Source organism: Pseudomonas hygromyciniae (assembly GCF_016925675.1).
Classification (GTDB): domain Bacteria; phylum Pseudomonadota; class Gammaproteobacteria; order Pseudomonadales; family Pseudomonadaceae; genus Aquipseudomonas; species Aquipseudomonas hygromyciniae.
Map to the genome: position 1 here is coordinate 1013511 of NZ_CP070506.1, position 20276 is coordinate 1033786.

At 61.1% G+C, this 20276-nt stretch carries 22 protein-coding genes and 1 tRNA gene; 7 read left to right on the plus strand and 16 right to left on the minus strand.

All coding sequences use genetic code 11. From position 1 onward, the window contains the following. Positions 1-37 precede the first annotated feature (37 nt). The 4 genes from JTY93_RS04340 to JTY93_RS04355 all read right to left on the minus strand — a co-directional run bounded on the left by JTY93_RS04340 (position 38) and on the right by JTY93_RS04355 (position 3346). Positions 38-112: transfer RNA gene (locus JTY93_RS04340), tRNA-Gln, on the minus strand. 37 nt (positions 113-149) lie between these two features. Continuing rightward, on the minus strand, positions 150-998 hold the full coding sequence (gene ispE, locus JTY93_RS04345; RefSeq protein WP_205476990.1) for a 4-(cytidine 5'-diphospho)-2-C-methyl-D-erythritol kinase: 849 nt from the start codon (positions 996-998) through the stop codon (positions 150-152). Position 999: 1 nt separating this feature from the next. Further along, the gene (gene lolB / locus JTY93_RS04350; RefSeq protein WP_205476991.1) at positions 1000-1617 is read right to left on the minus strand and encodes a lipoprotein insertase outer membrane protein LolB; all 618 of its coding nucleotides are present in this window, start codon (positions 1615-1617) and stop codon (positions 1000-1002) included. Positions 1618-1621: 4 nt separating this feature from the next. Continuing rightward, positions 1622-3346: a tetratricopeptide repeat protein gene (locus JTY93_RS04355; RefSeq protein WP_205476992.1), complete on the minus strand. Its 1725-nt coding sequence runs from the start codon at positions 3344-3346 to the stop codon at positions 1622-1624. A gap of 303 nt (positions 3347-3649) precedes the next feature. On the opposite strand from JTY93_RS04355, the gene hemA reads away from it, so the two are divergent. From hemA to JTY93_RS04385, 6 genes are all read left to right on the plus strand, one after another. Further along, on the plus strand, positions 3650-4939 hold the full coding sequence (hemA, locus tag JTY93_RS04360; protein ID WP_169996188.1) for a glutamyl-tRNA reductase: 1290 nt from the start codon (positions 3650-3652) through the stop codon (positions 4937-4939). Continuing rightward, the gene (gene prfA / locus JTY93_RS04365) at positions 4936-6018 is read left to right on the plus strand and encodes a peptide chain release factor 1 (protein ID WP_169954857.1); all 1083 of its coding nucleotides are present in this window, start codon (positions 4936-4938) and stop codon (positions 6016-6018) included. Before hemA ends, prfA begins: the two co-directional genes overlap by 4 nt. After that, positions 6019-6849, plus strand: coding sequence for a peptide chain release factor N(5)-glutamine methyltransferase (gene prmC, locus JTY93_RS04370; RefSeq protein ID WP_205476993.1), 831 nt, complete (start codon positions 6019-6021; stop codon positions 6847-6849). Continuing rightward, entirely contained in the window at positions 6843-7598 is a 756-nt protein-coding gene (locus tag JTY93_RS04375) for a molybdopterin-synthase adenylyltransferase MoeB (protein ID WP_205476994.1), read from the plus strand. The genes prmC and JTY93_RS04375 overlap by 7 nt, the downstream gene beginning before the upstream one ends. Beyond that, entirely contained in the window at positions 7591-8385 is a 795-nt protein-coding gene (gene murI, locus JTY93_RS04380) for a glutamate racemase (RefSeq protein ID WP_205476995.1), read from the plus strand. The genes JTY93_RS04375 and murI overlap by 8 nt, the downstream gene beginning before the upstream one ends. A gap of 113 nt (positions 8386-8498) precedes the next feature. Next, positions 8499-9017: an acyloxyacyl hydrolase gene (locus JTY93_RS04385; RefSeq protein ID WP_133715580.1), complete on the plus strand. Its 519-nt coding sequence runs from the start codon at positions 8499-8501 to the stop codon at positions 9015-9017. A gap of 168 nt (positions 9018-9185) precedes the next feature. Here JTY93_RS04385 and JTY93_RS04390 read toward each other — a convergent pair whose 3' ends face one another. The 12 genes from JTY93_RS04390 to JTY93_RS04445 all read right to left on the minus strand — a co-directional run bounded on the left by JTY93_RS04390 (position 9186) and on the right by JTY93_RS04445 (position 19170). Then, positions 9186-9491: a YkgJ family cysteine cluster protein gene (locus JTY93_RS04390; RefSeq protein ID WP_205476996.1), complete on the minus strand. Its 306-nt coding sequence runs from the start codon at positions 9489-9491 to the stop codon at positions 9186-9188. A 54-nt stretch (positions 9492-9545) separates the two neighbouring features. Further along, a complete protein-coding gene (locus JTY93_RS04395) occupies positions 9546-10025 on the minus strand; it encodes a DUF2878 domain-containing protein (protein WP_205476997.1) in 480 nt (159 codons plus the stop codon). After that, the gene (locus JTY93_RS04400) at positions 10018-11289 is read right to left on the minus strand and encodes an SAM-dependent methyltransferase (protein ID WP_205476998.1); all 1272 of its coding nucleotides are present in this window, start codon (positions 11287-11289) and stop codon (positions 10018-10020) included. The genes JTY93_RS04395 and JTY93_RS04400 overlap by 8 nt, the downstream gene beginning before the upstream one ends. Further along, positions 11276-12079: a DUF1365 domain-containing protein gene (locus tag JTY93_RS04405; protein ID WP_205476999.1), complete on the minus strand. Its 804-nt coding sequence runs from the start codon at positions 12077-12079 to the stop codon at positions 11276-11278. Before JTY93_RS04405 ends, JTY93_RS04400 begins: the two co-directional genes overlap by 14 nt. Further along, a complete protein-coding gene (locus JTY93_RS04410; protein WP_205477000.1) occupies positions 12076-13323 on the minus strand; it encodes an NAD(P)/FAD-dependent oxidoreductase in 1248 nt (415 codons plus the stop codon). Before JTY93_RS04410 ends, JTY93_RS04405 begins: the two co-directional genes overlap by 4 nt. Then, positions 13320-14102: an SDR family NAD(P)-dependent oxidoreductase gene (locus JTY93_RS04415; protein WP_205477001.1), complete on the minus strand. Its 783-nt coding sequence runs from the start codon at positions 14100-14102 to the stop codon at positions 13320-13322. The genes JTY93_RS04410 and JTY93_RS04415 overlap by 4 nt, the downstream gene beginning before the upstream one ends. Continuing rightward, the gene (locus JTY93_RS04420; protein ID WP_205477002.1) at positions 14099-14521 is read right to left on the minus strand and encodes a nuclear transport factor 2 family protein; all 423 of its coding nucleotides are present in this window, start codon (positions 14519-14521) and stop codon (positions 14099-14101) included. Before JTY93_RS04420 ends, JTY93_RS04415 begins: the two co-directional genes overlap by 4 nt. After that, a complete protein-coding gene (gene phrB / locus JTY93_RS04425; protein WP_205477003.1) occupies positions 14514-15959 on the minus strand; it encodes a deoxyribodipyrimidine photo-lyase in 1446 nt (481 codons plus the stop codon). Before phrB ends, JTY93_RS04420 begins: the two co-directional genes overlap by 8 nt. Further along, positions 15960-16895, minus strand: a complete 936-nt coding sequence (locus JTY93_RS04430) for a MerR family transcriptional regulator (protein WP_205477004.1) — start codon at positions 16893-16895, stop codon at positions 15960-15962. It lies immediately after the preceding gene. A 3-nt stretch (positions 16896-16898) separates the two neighbouring features. Beyond that, entirely contained in the window at positions 16899-17858 is a 960-nt protein-coding gene (locus JTY93_RS04435; RefSeq protein ID WP_375373149.1) for a YbgA family protein, read from the minus strand. Between the two features lie 113 nt (positions 17859-17971). After that, a complete protein-coding gene (locus tag JTY93_RS04440) occupies positions 17972-18187 on the minus strand; it encodes a TIGR02450 family Trp-rich protein (protein ID WP_205477006.1) in 216 nt (71 codons plus the stop codon). Further along, positions 18184-19170: an NAD(P)/FAD-dependent oxidoreductase gene (locus JTY93_RS04445; RefSeq protein WP_029295620.1), complete on the minus strand. Its 987-nt coding sequence runs from the start codon at positions 19168-19170 to the stop codon at positions 18184-18186. The genes JTY93_RS04440 and JTY93_RS04445 overlap by 4 nt, the downstream gene beginning before the upstream one ends. A 198-nt stretch (positions 19171-19368) precedes the next feature. Between JTY93_RS04445 and JTY93_RS04450 the strand changes: the two genes are divergently transcribed. Continuing rightward, positions 19369-20268, plus strand: a complete 900-nt coding sequence (locus JTY93_RS04450) for a TIGR01777 family oxidoreductase (RefSeq protein WP_169877089.1) — start codon at positions 19369-19371, stop codon at positions 20266-20268. Positions 20269-20276 lie beyond the last annotated feature (8 nt).

Below are 20276 nucleotides of genomic sequence, written 5' to 3' on the forward strand. Positions count from 1 at the left end.
CCTAGAGGCTGAGGGTAACCTGGATGAGTATAGAAAATGGCAGGGGCGGCTGGATTCGAACCAACGCATGGCAGGATCAAAACCTGCTGCCTTACCGCTTGGCGACGCCCCTGTATCTGTTGCAACGAGTACCCAGTACTCGGTTCCTTTTAGAGCAGACTTTGCAGCTTGCGATGCAACATCGAAACGTTGCTTCCCTTTGCTACAAACCCTGTAAGGGTCTCTGTAAGAAGGGCCGAGACTTTATCAGCTTCAGCTTTGTTTGGGAAGCCCCCAAACACACAACTTCCAGTTCCGGTGAGTTTTGCTTCGGTAAGTTTACCTAACAAATTCAATGCGTTACGTACATCTGGGTAACGCCTTGCTACCACCGGTAAGCAGTCATTTCGACTGTTTCCCTTGGGAACGGGGCGCACTTTAATGGGAGAAGAGTTACGTGTCAACAACGGATCTGAAAAAATTTCTGCTGTACTTACAGATACTTGCGGAACAAGCACGACATACCACGGCTCTTCGGGCTCAACAGGGGTGAGTTTTTCCCCGACACCCTCAGCAAATGCGGCGTGTCCACGCACAAAAACCGGGACGTCGGCGCCCAGTGTCAGGCCCAGTGCGGCCAGGCGATCTTCATCCCAACCCAGCTGCCACAAGTGATTGAGACCCAGCAGGGTGGTTGCGGCATTCGAGCTGCCACCGCCGATGCCGCCACCCATGGGCAGGATTTTATCGATCCAGATATCGATGCCCAGCGGGCAGCCGGATTGTTCCTGGAGTTTTTTTGCCGCCTTCACGATCAGATTGCTGTCGTGGGGCACATCGGCAAATTCGGTGTGCAGTTGAATCACCCCGTCGTCGCGTACGGCGAAGGTCATCTCATCGCCGTAGTCGAGGAATTGAAACAACGTCTGCAACTCGTGATAGCCATCTTCACGACGACCGAGGATGTGCAGCATCAAATTGAGCTTGGCCGGAGAGGGCAGGGTCAGGCGTTCGGTCATGTCACTGCCCCAGCTTGCGTGGTTGCCAGTCCTTGATCACCAGCGTGACGTCAAGGTTGCTGCCGTGCAGCTTGATACGTTCGGGCAGCCAGTAGCCGCTCTGTTCCACATAGCTGAGGTACTCAACCTGCCAGCCATCCTGTTCCAGGGTGGCCAGGCGGCTATCGCCATTGAGGCTCAAGCGGCTCTTGCTGTCTGGCGCGGGCAGACCGCGAACCCACCAGACCAGGTGTGAGACCGGCAACTTCCAACCGACCTGCTCTTCAAGCAATGCCTCCGGTGATGGCGCTTCATAGCGGCCCTGGTTGGCCACTTCGAGGCTAACTTGCCCCGGTCGCCCGGTCAGGCGTGCAGCGCCACGGCCCAGGGGGCCAGAGAGGCGGATGTCGTAATAGTCCTGGCGTTGCAGCCAGAACAAGGTGCCGCTGCCCGAATCCTTCGGTGCGCGCACGCCAATCTTGCCTTCGATCTGCCAGCCATCAATGCTGCTGAGCTGATCCTTGTGCTGGCGCCATTGCGCCGGGTTGCCCTGGCCTTCGACGGACTCACGGGCACCGAAGCCCGCACAACCGGCGAGCAGGGCGATAAAACTGAAAACGATGACGTGGCGCAAAAACATAGAATTAAAGAGTCTCGGATCCGGTCAGGCGCTTGATGGTGCTGCGCAGGATAGGGCTGTCGGGTTGTTCCTTGAGGAACTTGGCCCAGATTTGTCGGGCTTCGCGCTGGTTGCCTTTGGCCCAGAGCACTTCGCCCAGGTGTGCGGCGACTTCCTGGTCGGGGAACCGCTCCAGGGCCTGGCGCAACAGGCGTTCGGCTTCGTCGAGGTTGCCCAGGCGGTAATTCACCCAGCCCAGGCTGTCCAGCACTGCCGGGTCTTCCGGGTTGAGCTGGTGCGCCTGTTCGATCAGGGCCTTGGCCTCGGCGTAGCGCGTTGTACGGTCTGACAAGGTGTAGCCCAGGGCGTTCAGTGCCATGGCATTGTCCGGATCGCGCTTGATGATCAGGCGCAGGTCCTTTTCCATCTGCGCCAGGTCATTGCGTTTCTCGGCCTGCATGGCGCGGGTGTACAGCAAGTTCAGGTCGTCGGGGTATTGCAGCAGGGCCTGGGCGAGGATTTTCCAGGCGCGCTCCCCCTGATTGTTGGCCGACAAGGTCTCGGCCTGGATCAGATACAGCTGGATGGCATAGTCCGGCTCGGCATCGCGGGCAGCAGCCAGGCGTTTTTCGGCTTCGTCGGTACGGCCGTTGTTCATCAGGATATCGGCCTGGCGCAATTGCGCCGGCAGGTAGTCGTTGCCAGGGCCGACCTGAGCGTATTCGATCAGCGCGCCTTGCGGATCATCCCGCTCCTCGGCGATGCGCCCCAGGTTCAGGTGGGCCGAGTCAACATGACTTTCCCGGGCGATCAGGTCTTCAAGATAACCCTTGGCCTCTTCCCAGGCCTTGGCTTCCAGGCAGACCAGCGCCAGGGAGTAGCGTAGTTCGTCATCGTCCGGGTATTGCTGGACCAGGCTGGCGAACTCCACCTTGGCGTCTTCCATGCGGTCTTGTTCCACCAGCATGCGCGCGTAAGTCAGGCGCAGGCGCTTGTCGTCCGGATACTTCTTGATGCTCTTTTGCAGCAGCGGCAAGGCTTCCTTGCCCCGGTTTAGGCTTTGCAGCAGGCGTGCGCGCAAAAGCAGTGGGGCGATTTCGCCTTCTTCCGGCGGGTTTTGCTCCAGCAGCTTGAGGGCGGCTTGCGGTTCGTCATCCTGTTGCAGCAGCAGCGCTTTGCCAAATACCAACTGGCCGTTGCTCGGGTGCTTTTGCAGCAGGCGGTCGAAACTCTTCATCAGGCCGTCGCGGGTGTCCTGGTCGGTATCGGCCGCTGAAAGGGCGAGGAAGTCAAAATGGGTATCGCCCTTGCCCTGCAAGACTTTCTCCATATAGACCATGGAGTCGTCGTAGCGCCCGGCACGCGCCAGTTGGATCGCCGCGGCGCGCTGGGCTTCCAGGTCGTCCGGGGCGTTTTTCGCCCAGATCAGCGCGGTATCCAGTGCAGCCTGGTCGGCGCCCAGGTATTCGGCGATGCGAAATGCTCGCTCGGAAATCCCCGGGTCCTGGGTGTTGATGGCCTGGGTCACGTAGTTGTCCAGGGCAATGTCGAAACGATTGCGCTGGCCGGCGAGCTCCGCGCTCAGCAGGCTGAACACCGTTTCTTCGCTGAACGAGGAATAAACCTTGGGTTTTTCAGGGGCGGGGGTGCTGTCTTCCACCGGCGCAGGACTCTGCGGCGATACGGGGGCCATGGACTGGCAGCCGCCGAGGAAGGCAAGGGCAAGGAGCAACGCGGAAGATCTATTCATATAGGAAGAGGACGACTAACCTGCGGTCGGATCATCATGACACAAGCCCTCGGCCAAACATAACCGGGGCACTCGGATTGCCTTAAATGCTCTCCCTGTAGGAGCGAGCTTGCTCGCGAAAAACGCCAAGACGCCGCGTTTACCCAGAGTGCCAGCGTTATCGTTGACGATTTTCGCGAGCAAGCGCGCTCCTACAAAGGGCCTTTATAGACGCAAGGCATTAGGACAATAGACGACGGTGGTTGTTCTGGATGAGTCGAAGTAGGACAATTGTCGGCTTCTCGACATCATCAGCGATATTGAATGGCCTTCCTTGCTCTGGGTATCAACCACAAGACTGCTTCTGTAGACGTCCGCGAGCGCGTGGCGTTTACCCCGGAGCAATTGGTTGAGGCTTTGCAGCAGCTGTGCCGGCTCACCGACAGCCGCGAAGCTGCGATCCTTTCCACCTGCAATCGCAGCGAGCTCTATATAGAGCAGGAACATCTTTCGGCGGATGTCGTGCTGCGCTGGCTGGCTGATTACCATCATTTGAGCCTGGATGACCTGCGCGCCAGTGCTTATGTGCATGAAGATGATGCGGCAGTTCGTCACATGATGCGTGTTGCATCCGGGCTTGATTCGCTGGTGTTGGGCGAACCGCAAATCCTCGGCCAGATGAAGTCGGCCTACGCCGTGGCCCGCGAAGCCGGGACCGTAGGGCCGTTACTGGGGCGTTTGTTCCAGGCCACCTTCAATTCGGCCAAGCAGGTGCGCACCGATACAGCGATTGGCGAAAACCCGGTCTCCGTGGCTTTTGCTGCTGTCAGCCTGGCCAAGCAGATCTTCAGCGACCTGCAGCGCAGCCAGGCCCTGCTGATCGGCGCGGGCGAGACCATCACCCTGGTCGCCCGGCATCTGCATGACCTGGGCGTCAAGCGTATCGTAGTGGCCAACCGTACCCTGGAGCGCGCCAGCATCCTGGCCGAAGAGTTCGGCGCCCACGCGGTATTGCTGGCTGATATCCCGGCCGAACTGGTGCGCAGCGATATCGTGATCAGCTCCACCGCCAGCCAGTTGCCGATCCTGGGCAAGGGGGCGGTGGAAAGCGCCTTGAAGCTGCGCAAGCACAAACCGATTTTCATGGTGGATATCGCCGTTCCCCGGGATATCGAGCCGGAAGTCGGCGAGTTGGACGACGTTTACCTCTATAGCGTCGACGACCTGCATGAAGTGGTCGCCGAAAACCTCAAGAGCCGCCAGGGTGCTGCCCAGGCCGCCGAGGAAATGGTCGCGATCGGCGCCGATGATTTTATGGTGCGCCTGCGCGAGCTGGCCGCCGTGGATGTACTCAAGGCCTATCGCCAACAGGGCGAGCGCTTGCGTGACGAGGAATTGCTCAAGGCCCAGCGCCTGCTGGCCAACGGCGGAAACGCTGAAGACATCTTGATGCAATTGGCCCGTGGCCTCACCAACAAGCTGTTGCATGCTCCCAGCGTACAGCTTAAAAAACTGACAGCCGAAGGCCGCCTCGATGCGCTGGCCATGGCCCAGGAACTCTTTGCCCTCGGTGAGGGCGCGTCAGACAGCTCTTCGGATAAAAAACCGCAATGAAAGCGTCACTGCTCAATAAACTGGACGTGCTCCAGGACCGTTTCGAAGAACTGACCGCCTTGCTCGGCGACGGCGAGGTTATTTCCGATCAAACCAAGTTCCGTGCCTATTCCAAGGAATACGCGGAAGTTGAGCCGATCGTGACCACCTATTCGCAACTGCTCAAAGTGCAGGCCGACCTCGAAGGCGCCCAGGCGCTGCTCAAGGACAGCGACCCGGACATGCGTGAAATGGCCGTGGAAGAAGTCCGCGAAGCCAAGGAAAAGCTCGTTGAACTGGAAGGCGACCTGCAACGCATGTTGCTGCCCAAGGACCCTAACGACGGGCGCAACGTCTTCCTGGAAATCCGCGCCGGTACCGGCGGCGACGAAGCGGCGATCTTCTCCGGCGACCTGTTCCGCATGTATTCGCGTTATGCCGAGCGTCGCGGCTGGCGTGTGGAAATCCTCTCCGAGAACGAAGGGGAGCACGGCGGCTACAAGGAAATCATCGCCCGGGTCGAAGGCGAGAACGTCTACGGCAAGCTGAAGTTCGAGTCCGGCGCCCACCGCGTACAGCGCGTTCCAGCCACCGAGTCCCAAGGCCGCATCCACACCTCGGCCTGCACCGTGGCGGTATTGCCCGAGCCGGACGAGCAGGAAGCCATCGAAATCAACCCGGCGGACTTGCGTGTCGACACTTATCGCTCGTCCGGCGCCGGTGGCCAGCACGTCAACAAGACCGACTCGGCAATCCGCATCACTCACTTGCCGTCCGGCATTGTGGTGGAGTGCCAGGAAGAGCGATCCCAGCACAAGAACCGTGCGCGGGCCATGTCCTGGCTGTCGGCCAAGCTCAACGACCAGCAGACCAGCGCCGCGGCCAACGCGATTGCCAGCGAGCGCAAGTTGCTGGTGGGCTCGGGTGACCGTTCCGAGCGCATTCGCACCTATAACTACGCCCAGGGCCGGGTCACCGACCATCGGGTCAACCTGACCCTGTATTCCCTGGACGAAATCCTTGCCGGTGGCGTGGACGCAGTGATCGAGCCGTTGCTTGCCGAATACCAGGCCGACCAACTGGCCGCGATAGGTGAATAAATGACCATTATTGCCAGCTTGTTGCGCGCCGCCGAGCTGCCCGACTCGCCGACTGCCCGTCTGGATGCGGAGTTGCTGCTGGCGGCTGCCCTGGGCAAGTCCCGCAGCTACCTGCACACCTGGCCGGAAAAAATCGTCAGCAGCGAAGACGCGCTGCGCTTTGCCGACTACCTGCAGCGTCGCCGCGGTGGGGAACCGGTGGCCTATATCCTCGGCCAGCAAGGCTTCTGGAAACTTGACCTGGAAGTCGCGCCGCACACGCTGATCCCGCGCCCGGACACCGAACTGCTGGTGGAAGCGGCCCTGGAATTATTGCCCGCCACCCCGGCCAACGTCCTCGACCTGGGCACCGGCAGCGGCGCCATCGCTCTGGCCCTGGCCAGCGAGCGCCCGACCTGGCGCGTAACGGCGGTGGATCGCGTGCTCGAAGCCGTGGCCCTGGCCGAGCGCAATCGCCAGCGCTTGCACCTGAATAACGTCACGGTGCTTAACAGCCATTGGTTCAGCGCCCTGAAAGATCACACCTATCACCTGATCATCAGCAACCCACCTTATATTGCCGACAGCGATCCGCACCTGGTGGCGGGCGATGTGCGCTTCGAACCGGCCAGCGCGTTGGTTGCAGGCCACGATGGCCTGGACGACCTGCGGCAGATCATTGCCCAGGCGCCGCTGCACCTGGAGGCCGGTGGCTGGTTGCTGCTCGAGCATGGCTACGACCAGGCACCTGCGGTGCGTGACCTGTTGCTGGCGCAAGGTTTTGCCGAGGTCCACAGCCGTATCGACCTCGGCGGCCATGAGCGCATCAGCCTGGGACGCCGGCCGTGCTGACCGATCAGGAGCTGTTGCGCTATAGCCGACAGATTCTGTTGCAACAGGTCGATATCGAAGGCCAATTGCGCCTGAAAAACAGCCGTGTATTGATCGTCGGCCTGGGTGGTCTCGGAGCGCCGGTGGCCCTGTACCTGGCCGCCGCTGGCGTAGGTGAACTGCATCTGGCGGACTTTGATACCGTCGACCTGACTAACCTGCAACGCCAGATCATCCACGACACCGACAGCGTCGGCCTGAGCAAGGTCGATTCGGCTATCCGCCGCTTGAGCGCGATCAACCCCGAGATCCGGCTGATTGCCCACCGCGTGGCGCTGGACGTTGATTCGTTGGCCGCTGCCGTAGCCGGCGTCGACCTGGTGCTCGATTGCTGCGACAACTTCAGTACCCGCGAAGCGGTGAACGCGGCGTGCGTGGAAGCGGGCAAACCCTTGGTCAGCGGTGCGGCGATTCGCCTCGAAGGCCAACTCTCGGTGTTCGACCCGCGGCGCCCGGAAAGCCCGTGCTACCACTGTTTATACGGGCACGGCAGCGACACCGAACTGACCTGCAGCGAAGCCGGCGTCGCCGGTCCGCTGGTGGGCCTGGTCGGCAGCCTGCAAGCTTTGGAAGCCCTGAAGCTGCTGGCCGGTTTTGGCGAACCCCTGGTCGGCCGCCTGCTGCTGATCGATGCGCTGGGCACTCGTTTTCGCGAGCTGCGGGTCAAGCGTGATCCCGGTTGTAGCGTCTGCGGTCGCCAGCATGGTTAAGGATGCACCGATTGGTGTATTCGACTCCGGGGTCGGCGGCCTGTCGGTGCTCGACGAAATTCATCGTTTGTTGCCCCACGAGTCGCTGCTGTACGTGGCCGATTGCGGGCATATCCCCTACGGCGAGAAAACCCCTGCATTCATTCGCGAACGTTCGCGAGTGGTTGCAGAATTTTTCCGCGAGCAGGGCGCCAAGGCCTTTGTGATTGCCTGCAACACGGCAACCGTGGCGGCGGTCGCGGATTTGCGTAGTGATTATCCGGATTGGCCACTGGTGGGCATGGAGCCGGCGGTCAAGCCAGCGGCTGCCGCGACGCGCAGCGGTGTGGTCGGGGTGCTGGCCACCACCGGCACCTTGCAAAGTGCCAAGTTTGCCGCGTTGCTGGATCGCTTTGCCACCGATGTGCGGGTGATTACCCAACCTTGCCCGGGGCTGGTAGAACTGATCGAAGCCGGCGACCTGAACAGCCCGGCACTGCGCCAGAGGCTACAAGGGTATGTGGCGCCGCTGGTCGAGGCAGGGTGCGACACCATCATCCTCGGTTGCACCCACTATCCTTTCCTCAAGCCACTGCTGGCGACGATGCTGCCACCGTCGATCATCCTGATCGACACCGGTGCGGCAGTGGCGCGCCAGTTGCAGCGTCTGCTGGGCGAGCGCCACCTGCTGGCCGACGGCAATCCCCGGGCCACGCAATTCTGGACCAGCGGAGATCCGCAGCACCTAAGAAATGTCCTACCCACACTATGGAAATTCAGCGGCGTTGTGCGAAGCTTCGCCCTGTGAAAAATTCGTGAAATGGCGGGTTTTTCAGCTGAACTTCTGCGTTGTCCGTGATTTCTATAGCTCTTGATGAGCAATACAAAACCATACAACTTCGTTTGGAAAGGATGTTTCTTATGAAGCGCTTGTTCTGTTTGGCTGCGATTGCGGCCGTTTTGGTAGGGCACTCTGTTTCTTCCCAGGCTGCCGGCCTGGAATTTGGGGTGGGGCATACAAGCGATTCGACCATGACCTATCGCCTGGGCCTGCAATCGGACTGGGACAAGAGCTGGTGGCAGAGCGATGTCGGGCGCCTGACCGGCTACTGGAGCGGCGCCTATACCTTCTGGGACGGTGATGAACGCGCCAGTGTCAGCAGCTTGTCGTTTTCCCCGGTGTTTGTGTATGAGTTCGCCGGCGAGTCGGTGAAACCCTATATCGAAGCGGGGATCGGCGTGGCGCTGTTCTCGCGCACCAAGGTGGAAGACAACAACATTGGCGGGGCTTTCCAGTTCGAAGATCGCCTGGGCTTTGGCTTGCGCTTTGCCGGTGGGCACCAGGTGGGGATCCGTGCCACGCACTATTCCAACGCCGGTATCAGCAGCCACAACGATGGTATCGAGAGCTATTCGTTGAACTACACAATGCCGCTCTGATACTACCCAAGCACAGCCCGACGCCTGTAGGAGCGGGCTTGTGTGGGAGCCGGGCTTGCCTGCGATGCAGACGACTCGGTGCTTCAGGCAAACCGAAGTGATGCTATCGCAGGCAAGCCAGCTCCCACACAAGCCCGCTCCCACATTTGACCACCACCGTTTTCAGGCTCAGCGGTAGACCGTTGCAATCCCCTGGCGCTCTTCAAGGCACTCCGGCGCGCCCATCTCGAATTCCCGGCAAATCAGCGGTCGTTTTTCATAGATCGTGCACATCATCGTGTCGCGATCCAGTGCGGCGCACCAGCCGTCGTCCAGGCGCAGCATGACTTCGCCGCCCCAATCGTCCGTGTCGATATAGCGATCAGGCACGCCGGTGTCGGTGATCAGCATGACTTCCAATTGACAGCAGCAGGCTGCGCACGTGGAACAGGTGACGGCGGGTTCGGGGATTTGGGTGTGGGGGATGTTGGTCATAGACGCGCAGTGTAAGGCAAGCCGCTCGAGTGCGTGTGAAAGCTCTGACGGACGTCAGCGCGCAAGCCGGTGCAGGCCGGGAAATACCACGGCCCAAAGCAGCGCGATTGCCACCAGGGTCGGGGCTGTGGCAAATCCGAAGCTCACGCCTGCCAACTGGCTGCCGGCGTAGTACGACAGCGACCCGCCCGCGGCCCCCAGCAGGCTTGCGCGCCACCAGGGCCGGGCACTCCAGGCCAGGCAGTGGCGCAAGGTGGTCGCCAGCAGCGCCCACAGCACGATCAACCACCAAGGAATCAACGGGCCCGGTTCGCTGAACTCGAACACACCTACCGTGCGCAATAGCGTGTCGAGCAGGGTGCCGAGCAAGGTCACGCTCAAGATCAGCCGCCCTTCAACGGCCCACGAAGTTATCCACAGCAGGTGGATTGCCAGCACGGCCAGCCCGAGCAATAGCCACAAGCTGTCGCCACCCATCACACAGGCAAACCAGCCGCACTGGAACAATGCGGCATTGGCCAGGTTTTTAAGCATTGAAACGCCCGAGCAACGGTTGTGTCACCGCGCAGGGCTTGGCCAGCAGCAATTGCGCGGTGCCGATGGTGCGTTCCATAAAGCCGCCTTCGCAGTAGCACAGGTAGAACTCCCACAACCGCAGGAAGTATTCGTCGTAGCCCAATTCCGTCAGCCGGCCATGGGCGCGGCGAAAGTTCTCATGCCACAAGCGCAGAGTTCGCGCGTAATGCAGGCCGAAGTCTTCCATGTGCAGCAGGTTCATATCGGTGTCGCGGCTGACGATCTGCAACATCTTCTGCACACAGGGCAGCGCGCCGCCGGGGAAGATGTAGCGCTGGATAAAGTCGACGCTGCCCTTGGCCTGCTCATAGCGTTGTTCGCGGATGGTGATGGCCTGCAGCAACATCAGCCCGTCGCTCTTGAGCAAGTGCGCGCATTGCTTGAAGTAGGTGGGCAGGAAACGATGGCCCACGGCTTCGATCATTTCAATGGACACCAGCTTGTCGTACTGCCCGCTCAGGTCGCGGTAGTCCTGCAGCAGCAGCGTCACCTGATTCTGCAAACCCAAGGCCTGGATGCGTTGTTCGGTGTAGGCAAATTGTTCTTTGGACAAGGTGGTCGTGGTAACCCGGCAACCGTACTGCTGTGCTGCGTACAGGGCCATGCTGCCCCAGCCGGTGCCGATTTCCAGCAGATGGTCCGAGGGTTTGAGTGCCAGTTTCTGGCAGATGCGTTCCAGCTTGTTGAGTTGTGCCTGCTCCAGCGTATCTTCGGCGCTAAGGAACTGCGCCGCCGAATACATCATGGTCGGGTCGAGAAACTCCTGGAACAGGTCGTTACCCAGGTCGTAGTGGGCGGCGATGTTTTTTTGCGAGCCCTTGCGGGTGTTGCGGTTGAGCCAGTGCAGGCCTTGGGTGACGGGGCGGGCCAGCTTGGCCAGGCCACCTTCAAGGGCGTCCAGCACATCGAGATTACTGACCATCACGCGCACCACGGCAGTCAGGTCCGGGCTGCTCCAGAAGCCATGAATGAACGCCTCGCCCGCGCCGATGGAACCGTTGGCAGCCACCAGGCCCCACACGGCCGGGTCGAGGATCTGGATCTCACCCAACAAATGTGCTTCGCGGGCACCGAACACTTGGCGTTCGCCGTCCTCGATCACCACCAGTTGGCCATGGCGTAGTTTGCCGAGTTGGCGTAGCACGGCCTTGCGCAACAGCGCGCCGGTCAGGCCGTTGATGTTCAGGCGGTGGGATTTGACCGATAAGCTAGGGGATTTCATGGTGGCGATCCTTGGGATACCCAATTGCACAGGCGTCATCGGCCGCCTGATGGGGGAAAATCGGTGTGCGTTTAAGTAGCAGGCGCAGGGCTTGCCAGTAGATAGCCAGGCAGGTCTTGGCGGTCATCCACGGAAAGCGCAGCAAGTAGCGATGCAGGCTGGCGCGGTCGAGGGCTTCGCGTTGCAGGTTCAAGGTGGCGTCGAACACCTTGGTCTCGCCTTGCCAGTCGGCCATATGCACCCCCAGGCGCTGGCCGGGCGGGCTGAAGCTCATGCGGTATTGCAGATCCCTGGGCAGGAACGGCGAAACATGAAAGGCCTTGGCTACCGCGAAATGCTGATGCTCGGCGCCAGCCCCTGCCTGGGCTGGCAGCACATAGTGATAGCGCTCGCGCCACGGGGTGTTGGTCACTTCACAGACAATCGCCGCCAGTTGCCCGTCGCTCTCGAAGCAGTAGAAGAAACTCACCGGGTTAAACGCCAGGCCCCAGCTGCGGACCTGGGTCAGCAGGCAGATATTGCCTTGGGGGGTATGCCCCAGCGCCGTGGCGACCAGTTGGCGTACGGCATCGCTCAAGCAGGTGCCGTCGCGGGTCAAGTCACGCAGGTAATCCTGCTGGCGAAACGCAAAGGGCGCGAATCGGCCAGTGCCGGCCAATGGTGATAGCCCCAGGACCTGTTCCTGTTCGCTGAGGTCCAGGTACAGCAGGCCGATGCGATAGCGAAAGGCATGGCCCTTTGGAGTGAATCGCCGGTGGGCAATCCAGCCACTGTAGAGGGCGCTGTTCACAGGGTCTCCCCAAACGCCTGGGCCACGCGCAGGGCGCTGACCACGCCGTCCTCATGAAAGCCGCTGGCCCAGTAGGCCCCGCAATAATAGGTGTGCTGGGCGCCATGCAATTCTTCCCAGCGTGCCTGCGCCGCTACCGCCGCCAGGCTGTATTGCGGATGGGCATAGGTGTAGCGGGCAAGGATTTTCAGCGGGTTGATAATCGCCGTCTGGTTGAGGCTCACGCAAAAGGTGGTGTCGCTGTCGATCCCTTGCAGGATGTTCATGGCGTAGGTGACGGCTGCCGGCTTGTGCGTGCTGGTGTCCAGCCGATAGTTCCAGCTGGCCCAGGCCAGGCGGCGATCGGGCAGCAAGCGGGTATCGGTGTGCAGGACCACGTCATTGTCGGCGTAGGTTATCGCCCCAAGGATCTGCTGTTCAGCCAGGCTGGGATTGTCCAGCAAAGCCAGGGCCTGGTCGCTGTGACAGGCGAAGATCACTTTGTCGAAGATCTCACGGCCATCGGCACTGTGGATCACTGCACCTTCTGGCGTGCGCTCGACTTTCTGTACCGGGCAGTTGAGGCGGATCTGTTGGCGAAACGAGCGGGTCAGTGGCTCGATATAGCGGCTGGAGCCACCTTCGATCACGCACCATTGCGGCCGGTTGCTCACCGACAGCAAGCCGTGGTTCTTAAAGAAACGCACAAAGAACTGCAGCGGAAACGCCAGCATGTCCGCCAGGGACATCGACCAGATAGCCGCGCCCATGGGCACGATGTAGTGGCGGATAAAGCGCGGGCCGTAATTGCCCGCCTGCAAGTATTCACCCAGGGTCATCTGCGCGCTGATGCGTTGCTCCTGCAAATCCAGGGGCGCCTGGCGATTGAAGCGCAGGATGTCGCGCAACATGCCCCAGAAACTTGGGGACAGGATATTGCTGCGCTGGGCGAACAGGCTGTTGAGGTTATTGCCGTTGTATTCGACGTTTTCCTCTGGGGCGCAGACTGAGAAGCTCATTTGGGTTGGCTTGAACGGCACGCCGATTTGCTGCAACAGGCGGATGAAGTTGGGGTAGGTCCAGTCGTTGAACACGATAAAGCCGGTGTCCACCGCGTACTGTGTGCCATCGACGACCACGTCTACCGTGTGGGTATGGCCGCCAATCCTATCGGCGGCTTCGAACAGCGTGATGTCATGGCGGCGGCTGAGCAGATAGGCAGTGGTCAGCCCGGAAATACCGCTGCCGATAATGGCGACTTTCACAGGTCGTCCTTTTGCGGCGGCGGGCTGCGCAGCATGCGCTTGCCGATGATCAGTTGCGCGCGGTTCGGCAGTTTCGACAACGGCCACAGGGTGGCGATAAACAGGGCTGGGAAGGCGATCTCCAGCGGGCGTTTTTCAAGTTTGCTGAAAATATGCCGTGCGGCTTTGTCGGCCGGCCAGCTCAAAGGCATCGGGAAATCGTTGCGTTCGGTCAGTGGGGTATCGACGAACCCGGGGCTGACTACGGTGACATCAATGCCTTCGGGCGACAGGTCGATGCGCAGGGATTCGAACAAGTAGCGCAGGCCGGCCTTGGACGCGCCATAGGCTTCGGCGCGGGGCATCGGCAGGTAGGTGACGGCACTGGCGACGCCCACCAGGTGCGGAGTTTTCCCAGCACGCAGCAGCGGCAGCGCGGCTTCGATGCAATAACTGCTGGCCAACAGGTTGGTGCGCACCACGTGTTCGATAATCGAGGCATCGAACTGCTTGGCATCCACATATTCGCAGGTGCCGGCATTGAGGATCACAGTGTCCAGGGCGCCCCAGGTTTGCGCGATCTGTTCGCCGATTTCCCGTACCACCTGGCTGTTGGTCAAGTCGCCGGCTACCACCAGCACTTGCCCGGGGTAACGTTGGGCAAGTTGTTCCAGTGGCGCCTTGGAGCGCGCACTCAGCGCCACCTGCGCACCACTGCCGAGCAACTCTTCGGCCAGTGCGGCACCGATGCCACTGCTTGCCCCTGTCAGCCAATAACGCCGTGGCGATTTCAGGCTCATGCCATTCTCCCTTTCAACCAACGGACCAGCCGGCCAAGTACCGGCAGGTGTTCGTAAAGCAGCGCGCCGGCATCAAAGTAATCGCGGTGCCGGTAAACCTTGTCGTGCCATAGCAGGTAGGAGCAGCCCTGCACTTGAATCTGTCGGCCACCTGCCAGGCGCGGGTGACAGAAGCTCATGGTCCAGCGCAGATAACCCTCGCCATCGGCCACATGGTCGAAGGCGTGGAAGTCAAAATGCAGTTGCTCGACGTTGCTGTAAAGCTCGGCGAAGTACGCCTTCAGCGCGCCGATACCGTGGACCTGATGCAATGGATCGGTAAACGAGATGTCCTGGCTGTACAGGCTGTCGAGCAGGTGCAGGTTGTGTTTGTCCAGGCGGGCGAAGGACTGGGCGAACTGGCGCAGGAAGTCACTCATATACGCCTCCCACCGCCTGTCGCGAGGGCAGGGCGCGAAAGGCCGCCAACGCTCGCTCACGGGAATGCTTCAGGTCGACGATGGGCCGTGGGTAGTCGGCCACGCCAAACAGACCGCCGACAGCGTCGGGGTTGTGCACTTCCTTCTTGTTCAAGCCCGCCAGCTGCGGTAGCCACTGCTTGATAAAGCGCCCTTCGCCGTCGAATTTTTCAGACTGGCTCAGCGGGCTGAAAATGCGGAAGTACGGCGCCGAATCAGTCCCGGTGGACGAACTCCACTGCCAGCCGCCGTTGTTGGCCGCCAGATCGCCGTCGATCAAGTGCCGCATGAAAAAGCGCTCGCCTTCGCGCCAGTCGATCAAAAGGTTCTTGGTCAGGAACATCGCCACCACCATGCGCAGGCGGTTATGCATCCAGCCGGTTTCCAGCAGTTGGCGCATCGCGGCGTCGATGATCGGCAGACCGGTGCGCGCCTCTTGCCAGGCCGCCAGGTCAGCGGGGGCATGGCGCCAGGCCACGGCTTCGGTTTCCGGGCGAAACGCGCGGTGGCGCGACACCCGTGGGTAGCCCACCAGGATATGTTTGTAGAACTCGCGCCACAGCAACTCGTTGATCCAGGTGATGGCGCCGATATCGCCGCTTTCGAATTCACCCTGGTTGCTTTGCAGCGCCGCATGCAGGCACTGGCGCGGCGAAACCACGCCGGCTGCGAGGTACGCCGACAGTTGGCTGGTGCCGGGTTTGGCCGGGTAGTCGCGCTCGTCCTTGTAGTAGCTGATCTGAGCGTCGGCAAACTGCTCAAGGCGCCGCTGTGCCTCGTCTTCACCGGCCGGCCAAAGTGCGCGCAGGGTGTCGCTGGGCGGGGCAAACCCCTTGACCTGCTCGGGAACCGCATCGCTGGCCAATGGCAGCGCGGCCTGGGCCTTGGGGGTTGGCACTCGACGTGGAAGGGCAGTGTGCAGGCGGTTGTAGCAGACCTTGCGAAACTGGCTGAACACTTGGAAGTAGGTGCCCGTCTTGGTCAGCACGCTGCCGGGCTGGAACAGCAGTTGGTCCAGGTAGCTGTGAAACCCCAGCCCTTGTGCTTCCAGGGCCATGGCTACGGCAGCGTCACGCCGGCTCTCGTGGATCCCGTACTCTTCGTTGACGTGCACGGTCTGGACCGACAAGGCCTGGCACAACTCGGCCAATACCTGTGGCACTTGGTCCCACGTATCCGCGTGGCGGATCAGCAGCGGGATATTCAATTCACCCAGAGCTTGGCTCAGGCACTTGAGGTTGCGCAGCCAGAAGTCGACTTTGCACGGTGCGTCGTCATGGGCTAGCCATTGCTCAGGCGTGATCAGGTACACCGCCGCCGTCGGGCCACGCTGGCAGGCGGCCGCAAGGGCGGTGTTGTCATGCAGGCGCAGGTCGCTGCGCAGCCAGATCAGGTGCATTTAAAGAAACCCACGCTGGATCAGGAGCTGATGGGCCGACAACGGGTCTTCGGCCAACAACAACTGAGGAATGTCTTGGGTTAATACCGCCAACTCAGCCTGGTGGATGCACACCGTTGGTCCGGCGATAAGGGTTGGGCAACTGATGCCGCTCAAGAGTTTCGGCAGGGCCGCCAGATTGATGGCCTTGCTTGAGTACAGCAGCACGGCGCGGGGTTGCAAGTGTTCAACAGCCAAGGCCAGTTCGCCGCTGGGCAACGGCCAGTCGAAGACCTCCACCGGGCAATCGGTGCTGCTGGCGAGCCAGGCGCTCAGCCACAGGTGCGGCTCCAGCGGCAGGTCGGAATGATTGATCAGCAGCAGCGGCGGACCATTGAGCTGGCGATTGTTGTGATACATCCGCGCGCCAAATTTGCTGCGCAGCCAGGAGTGAAAAAACACCCGCTCCATTTGTGCGCCGAACTGGCCCTGCCAGCGCTGTTCCAGCTCGTTGAGCAGCGGCAACAGCAGTTGCTCGCACAGGGTGCGCGGTGGGTAAAGGGCCATGGCCTGGTTGAACACATCATCCACCCGGCGTTCGGCCAGTTGAGCGATGGCCTGCACCAGCGTCTGGCGCAGACTCTGCCATTCATTTTCGGCGCTGCCTTCCACCGGCTGGGCGTTGTCGATCAATTGCTTGACCTGGCTGACCGGCACGCCACGGTTGAGCCAGGTCAGGATGGTCTGGATGCGCTGTACATGTTCGGCGTTGAACAGCCGGTGGCCCTTGGGGGTGCGCTGCGGCACGATCAAACCATAGCGCCGCTCCCAGGCGCGCAGGGTCACCGCGTTGACCCCGGTCTGGCGCGCCACTTCGCGAATCGGCAGCCAGCCTTGTGCCAGGGCCAGGGCCACGTCTTCGACCGGTTGGGTTGGGTGTTGCAAGGAAAAATTCATGGGCTAGATCGCATTACGCAGGCTGAGGTTTTCCGGATGCGGCTGCAGGTAGGCCTGTTGCGCGATGTAGCGGTCCGGGTGTTGGCGAAAGTGATGTTTGAGCAAGGTCAGCGGTACCACTAGCGGCACGATGCCGTGACGGTATTGGCCGATCAGGGTTTGCATTTCCTGTTTGTCCTCGGCGCTGAGGGCTTGCTTGAGGTAGCCGCTGATGTGTTGCAGCACGTTGGAATGGGTGCCACGGGTCGCGCACTTTTTCAGTGCGCTCATCAGTTCGCTGAAATAGCCGCTAGCCAGGCTTTGCAGGTCGCAATCCTTGCCCATGCTGCCCAGCAGATGGCCGAGGCTCTTATAGTGGGCCGGGCTATGGGCCATCAGCAGGTATTTGTAGCGCGAGTGGAAGGCCAGCAGGCGGTGACGGGTCAATCCCTCGGCCAGCAGTTGCTGCCAGGTGGCATATACAAACACTCGGGTCAGGAAGTTTTCGCGCAGTACCGGGTCGTGCAGGCGACCATCTTCTTCCACCGGCAGGTTGGGGTGGCGGGCACAGAATGCCTGGGCATAGATACCGCGCCCGCCGCCATCTACCGGGGTGCCATTGTCGCGATAGACCTTGACCCGTTCCAGGCCACAGGACGGCGACTTCTGCATGAAGATATAGCCGCACAGGTCTGTATGCTCGGCGGCCATTTGTTGACCATAAGCGTCCAGCGGGGCGGTCACATTCAGTTCACGGTGCACGGTGCCCACGGCTTGCGGTTGCTGCGGATCGCCCACCAGTCGGATCGGCTCGCGGGGGATGCCCAGGCCGATGGCGACTTCGGGGCACAGTGGCACGAAGTCAAAGTATTCACCGAGTGTCTGGCTGCACAGGGGGGATTGCTTGTGCCCGCCGTTGAAGCGCACGTTTTCGCCAAGCAGGCAGGCGCTGATGGCGATCTTGGGTTTGCCGGTGGCGGACACAGGGGTGGACATGGCAAAACCTCTACAAGATTCCTGTACAGAATTTAATTTCTGTACAACTAAATCTCATCATAGGTCTGAAGCTGTACAAGTCAAATTGTTTGTACAGGTTTTTACTTCCAGCCGATTTTCCAGCGCTCGGCATCTTGCAGGCTTTGCCAGGCCAAGCGCTCTGACCGGCGGGTGAGGACGGCTTGCAGTTCAATCTCCAGCACGCTGCCTTCGTCATCGCGAAACAATTCGGTGACCAGGAAATGTTTTTCCTTGTGCCGAGGTTGGGTGGCTGTCCATTTCGAGAGCAGCAATTTCGCCGGGTTGATGCGGTTCATTGCAGGTGTTCGAGCAGGCGCCGCGCCGCTTCCTGGCCGCTGAGCCACGCGCCTTCGACCCTGCCTGACAGGCACCAGTCGCCGCACACGTACAGGCCCAGGTCGGCGTCCGCCAGCACGCCCCATTCATGGCTGCCAGCCGGGCGGGCGTACAGCCAGCGATGGGCGAGGCTGAAGGAGGGCGCCGGCATGCTGCAGTGCAGCAATTCGGCAAAGGCACCGTGCAGCAATTCGATAATGGCTTCCTTGGGCAGGTCCAGGTGCTTTTTGCTCCAGGCACTGCTGGCATGCAGGATCCAGGTGTCGGGGGTGGCATCGCGTCCGGGTTTGCTGCGGTTGCGGGCCAGCCAGTCCAGGGGGCTGTCCTGTACAAAACAGCCTTCCATGGGGGTATCCAGCGGCGTGTCGAAGGCCAGGGCAATGGCCCAGGTCGGGTCCATTTTCACCCCGGCGGCCGTGCTCGCCAGTTTCGGCGCTGCCGCCAGCAGGGCAGTGGCCTGGTGAGCCGGGGTGGCGATGATCACGTGGCTGAAGGGGCCGTGATTGCCGCCGTCGGCGTCCAGCAGGTTCCAGTGTTGCTGGCCCTGGAACACTTCGGTGATACGGCAGCCAAACTCCACCGGCAGGTCATCGAGCAGGGCGCGGGTGATGGCACTCATGCGCGGAGTGCCGACCCAGCGGGTCTGTTCATCAGGGGAGGGGCTCAGTTGGCCGGATTGGCAGTTGTAGAGCTGCGGCTCCCACTCGGCAGCCCAGCCATTGGCTTGCCAGCGTTGGACTTCATTGACGAAGCGTCGGTCGCGCGCGGTGAAGTATTGCGCGCCCAGGTCCAGTGCACCGGCCTCGCTGCGCTTGCTGGACATGCGTCCGCCACTGCCGCGGCTTTTATCGAAGAGTTGTACAACGTGCCCGGCATCTTTTAACGCTCGGGCGGCCGAAAGTCCGGCGATGCCGGTACCGATGATCGCGATGGGAACAGTCATGGGAGGCCTCGTTTTACCGTTGGGTACAGACTACGCCGACACCAATAGCTGTACAATATTGTTTTTTGGTATAAGTTTCGGCATGCCTGAATGTGTTGCGTGACCTATGGTTAAACCCAGGTCGCGCCCGATTAAAAAAGATCCCTGCTTATAAAATAGACCAGCGACGCCCGGCCAACGTTACAGGAGGAAGATCTCATGCACATTTTGCTGACCGGCGGTACGGGTCTGATCGGCCGCCAGCTCTGCCAACATTGGAGCGCCCAGGGGCATCAGTTGACAGTGTGGAGCCGCAATCCCGCGCAGGTCGCCACGTTGTGCGGTGCGCAAGTGCGTGGTGTCGCCCGTTTACAGGATGTAACGCAGCCGGTGGATGCGGTGATCAACCTGGCCGGTGCGCCGATTGCCGATCGCCTCTGGACCCACAAACGCAAGGCGTTGCTGTGGAGCAGTCGGATCAGCCTGACGGAAACCCTGCTGGCCTGGCTCGAGGGCCTGGCAGTCAAACCTGCGGTATTGATCAGCGGGTCGGCGGTGGGCTGGTACGGCGATGGCGCTGAGCGTGAACTGACCGAAGCCAGCGGCCCGGTGCAGGACGATTTCCCCAGCCAGTTATGCATTGCCTGGGAAGAAACCGCCCAGCGCGCCGAAGCCTTTGGCCTGCGGGTAGTGCTGGTGCGTACAGGCCTGGTGCTAGCGGCCGAGGGCGGCTTTTTGTCGCGGCTGTTGTTGCCCTTCAAGTTGGCGCTGGGCGGGCCTATCGGCAATGGTCGGCAGTGGATGCCGTGGGTGCATATCAAAGATCAAATCGCCCTGATTGATTTTCTTCTGCATAAACCTGACGCCAGCGGTCCTTATAATGCCTGCGCGCCACAGCCGGTGCGCAATCGCGAGTTCGCCAAGACCCTGGGCCAGGTCCTGCACCGCCCGGCGTTCATGCCCATGCCGGCGTTTGCCTTGCGGCTGGGGTTGGGCGAGCTGTCCGGGTTATTGCTGGGGGGGCAGAGGGCAGTACCCGAGCGGCTGTTGGCTGCCGGTTTCATTTTTCAGTTCACTGATTTGCACGCGGCCCTGGACGACTTGTCCAGCCGCCTCTAGAGATAGGA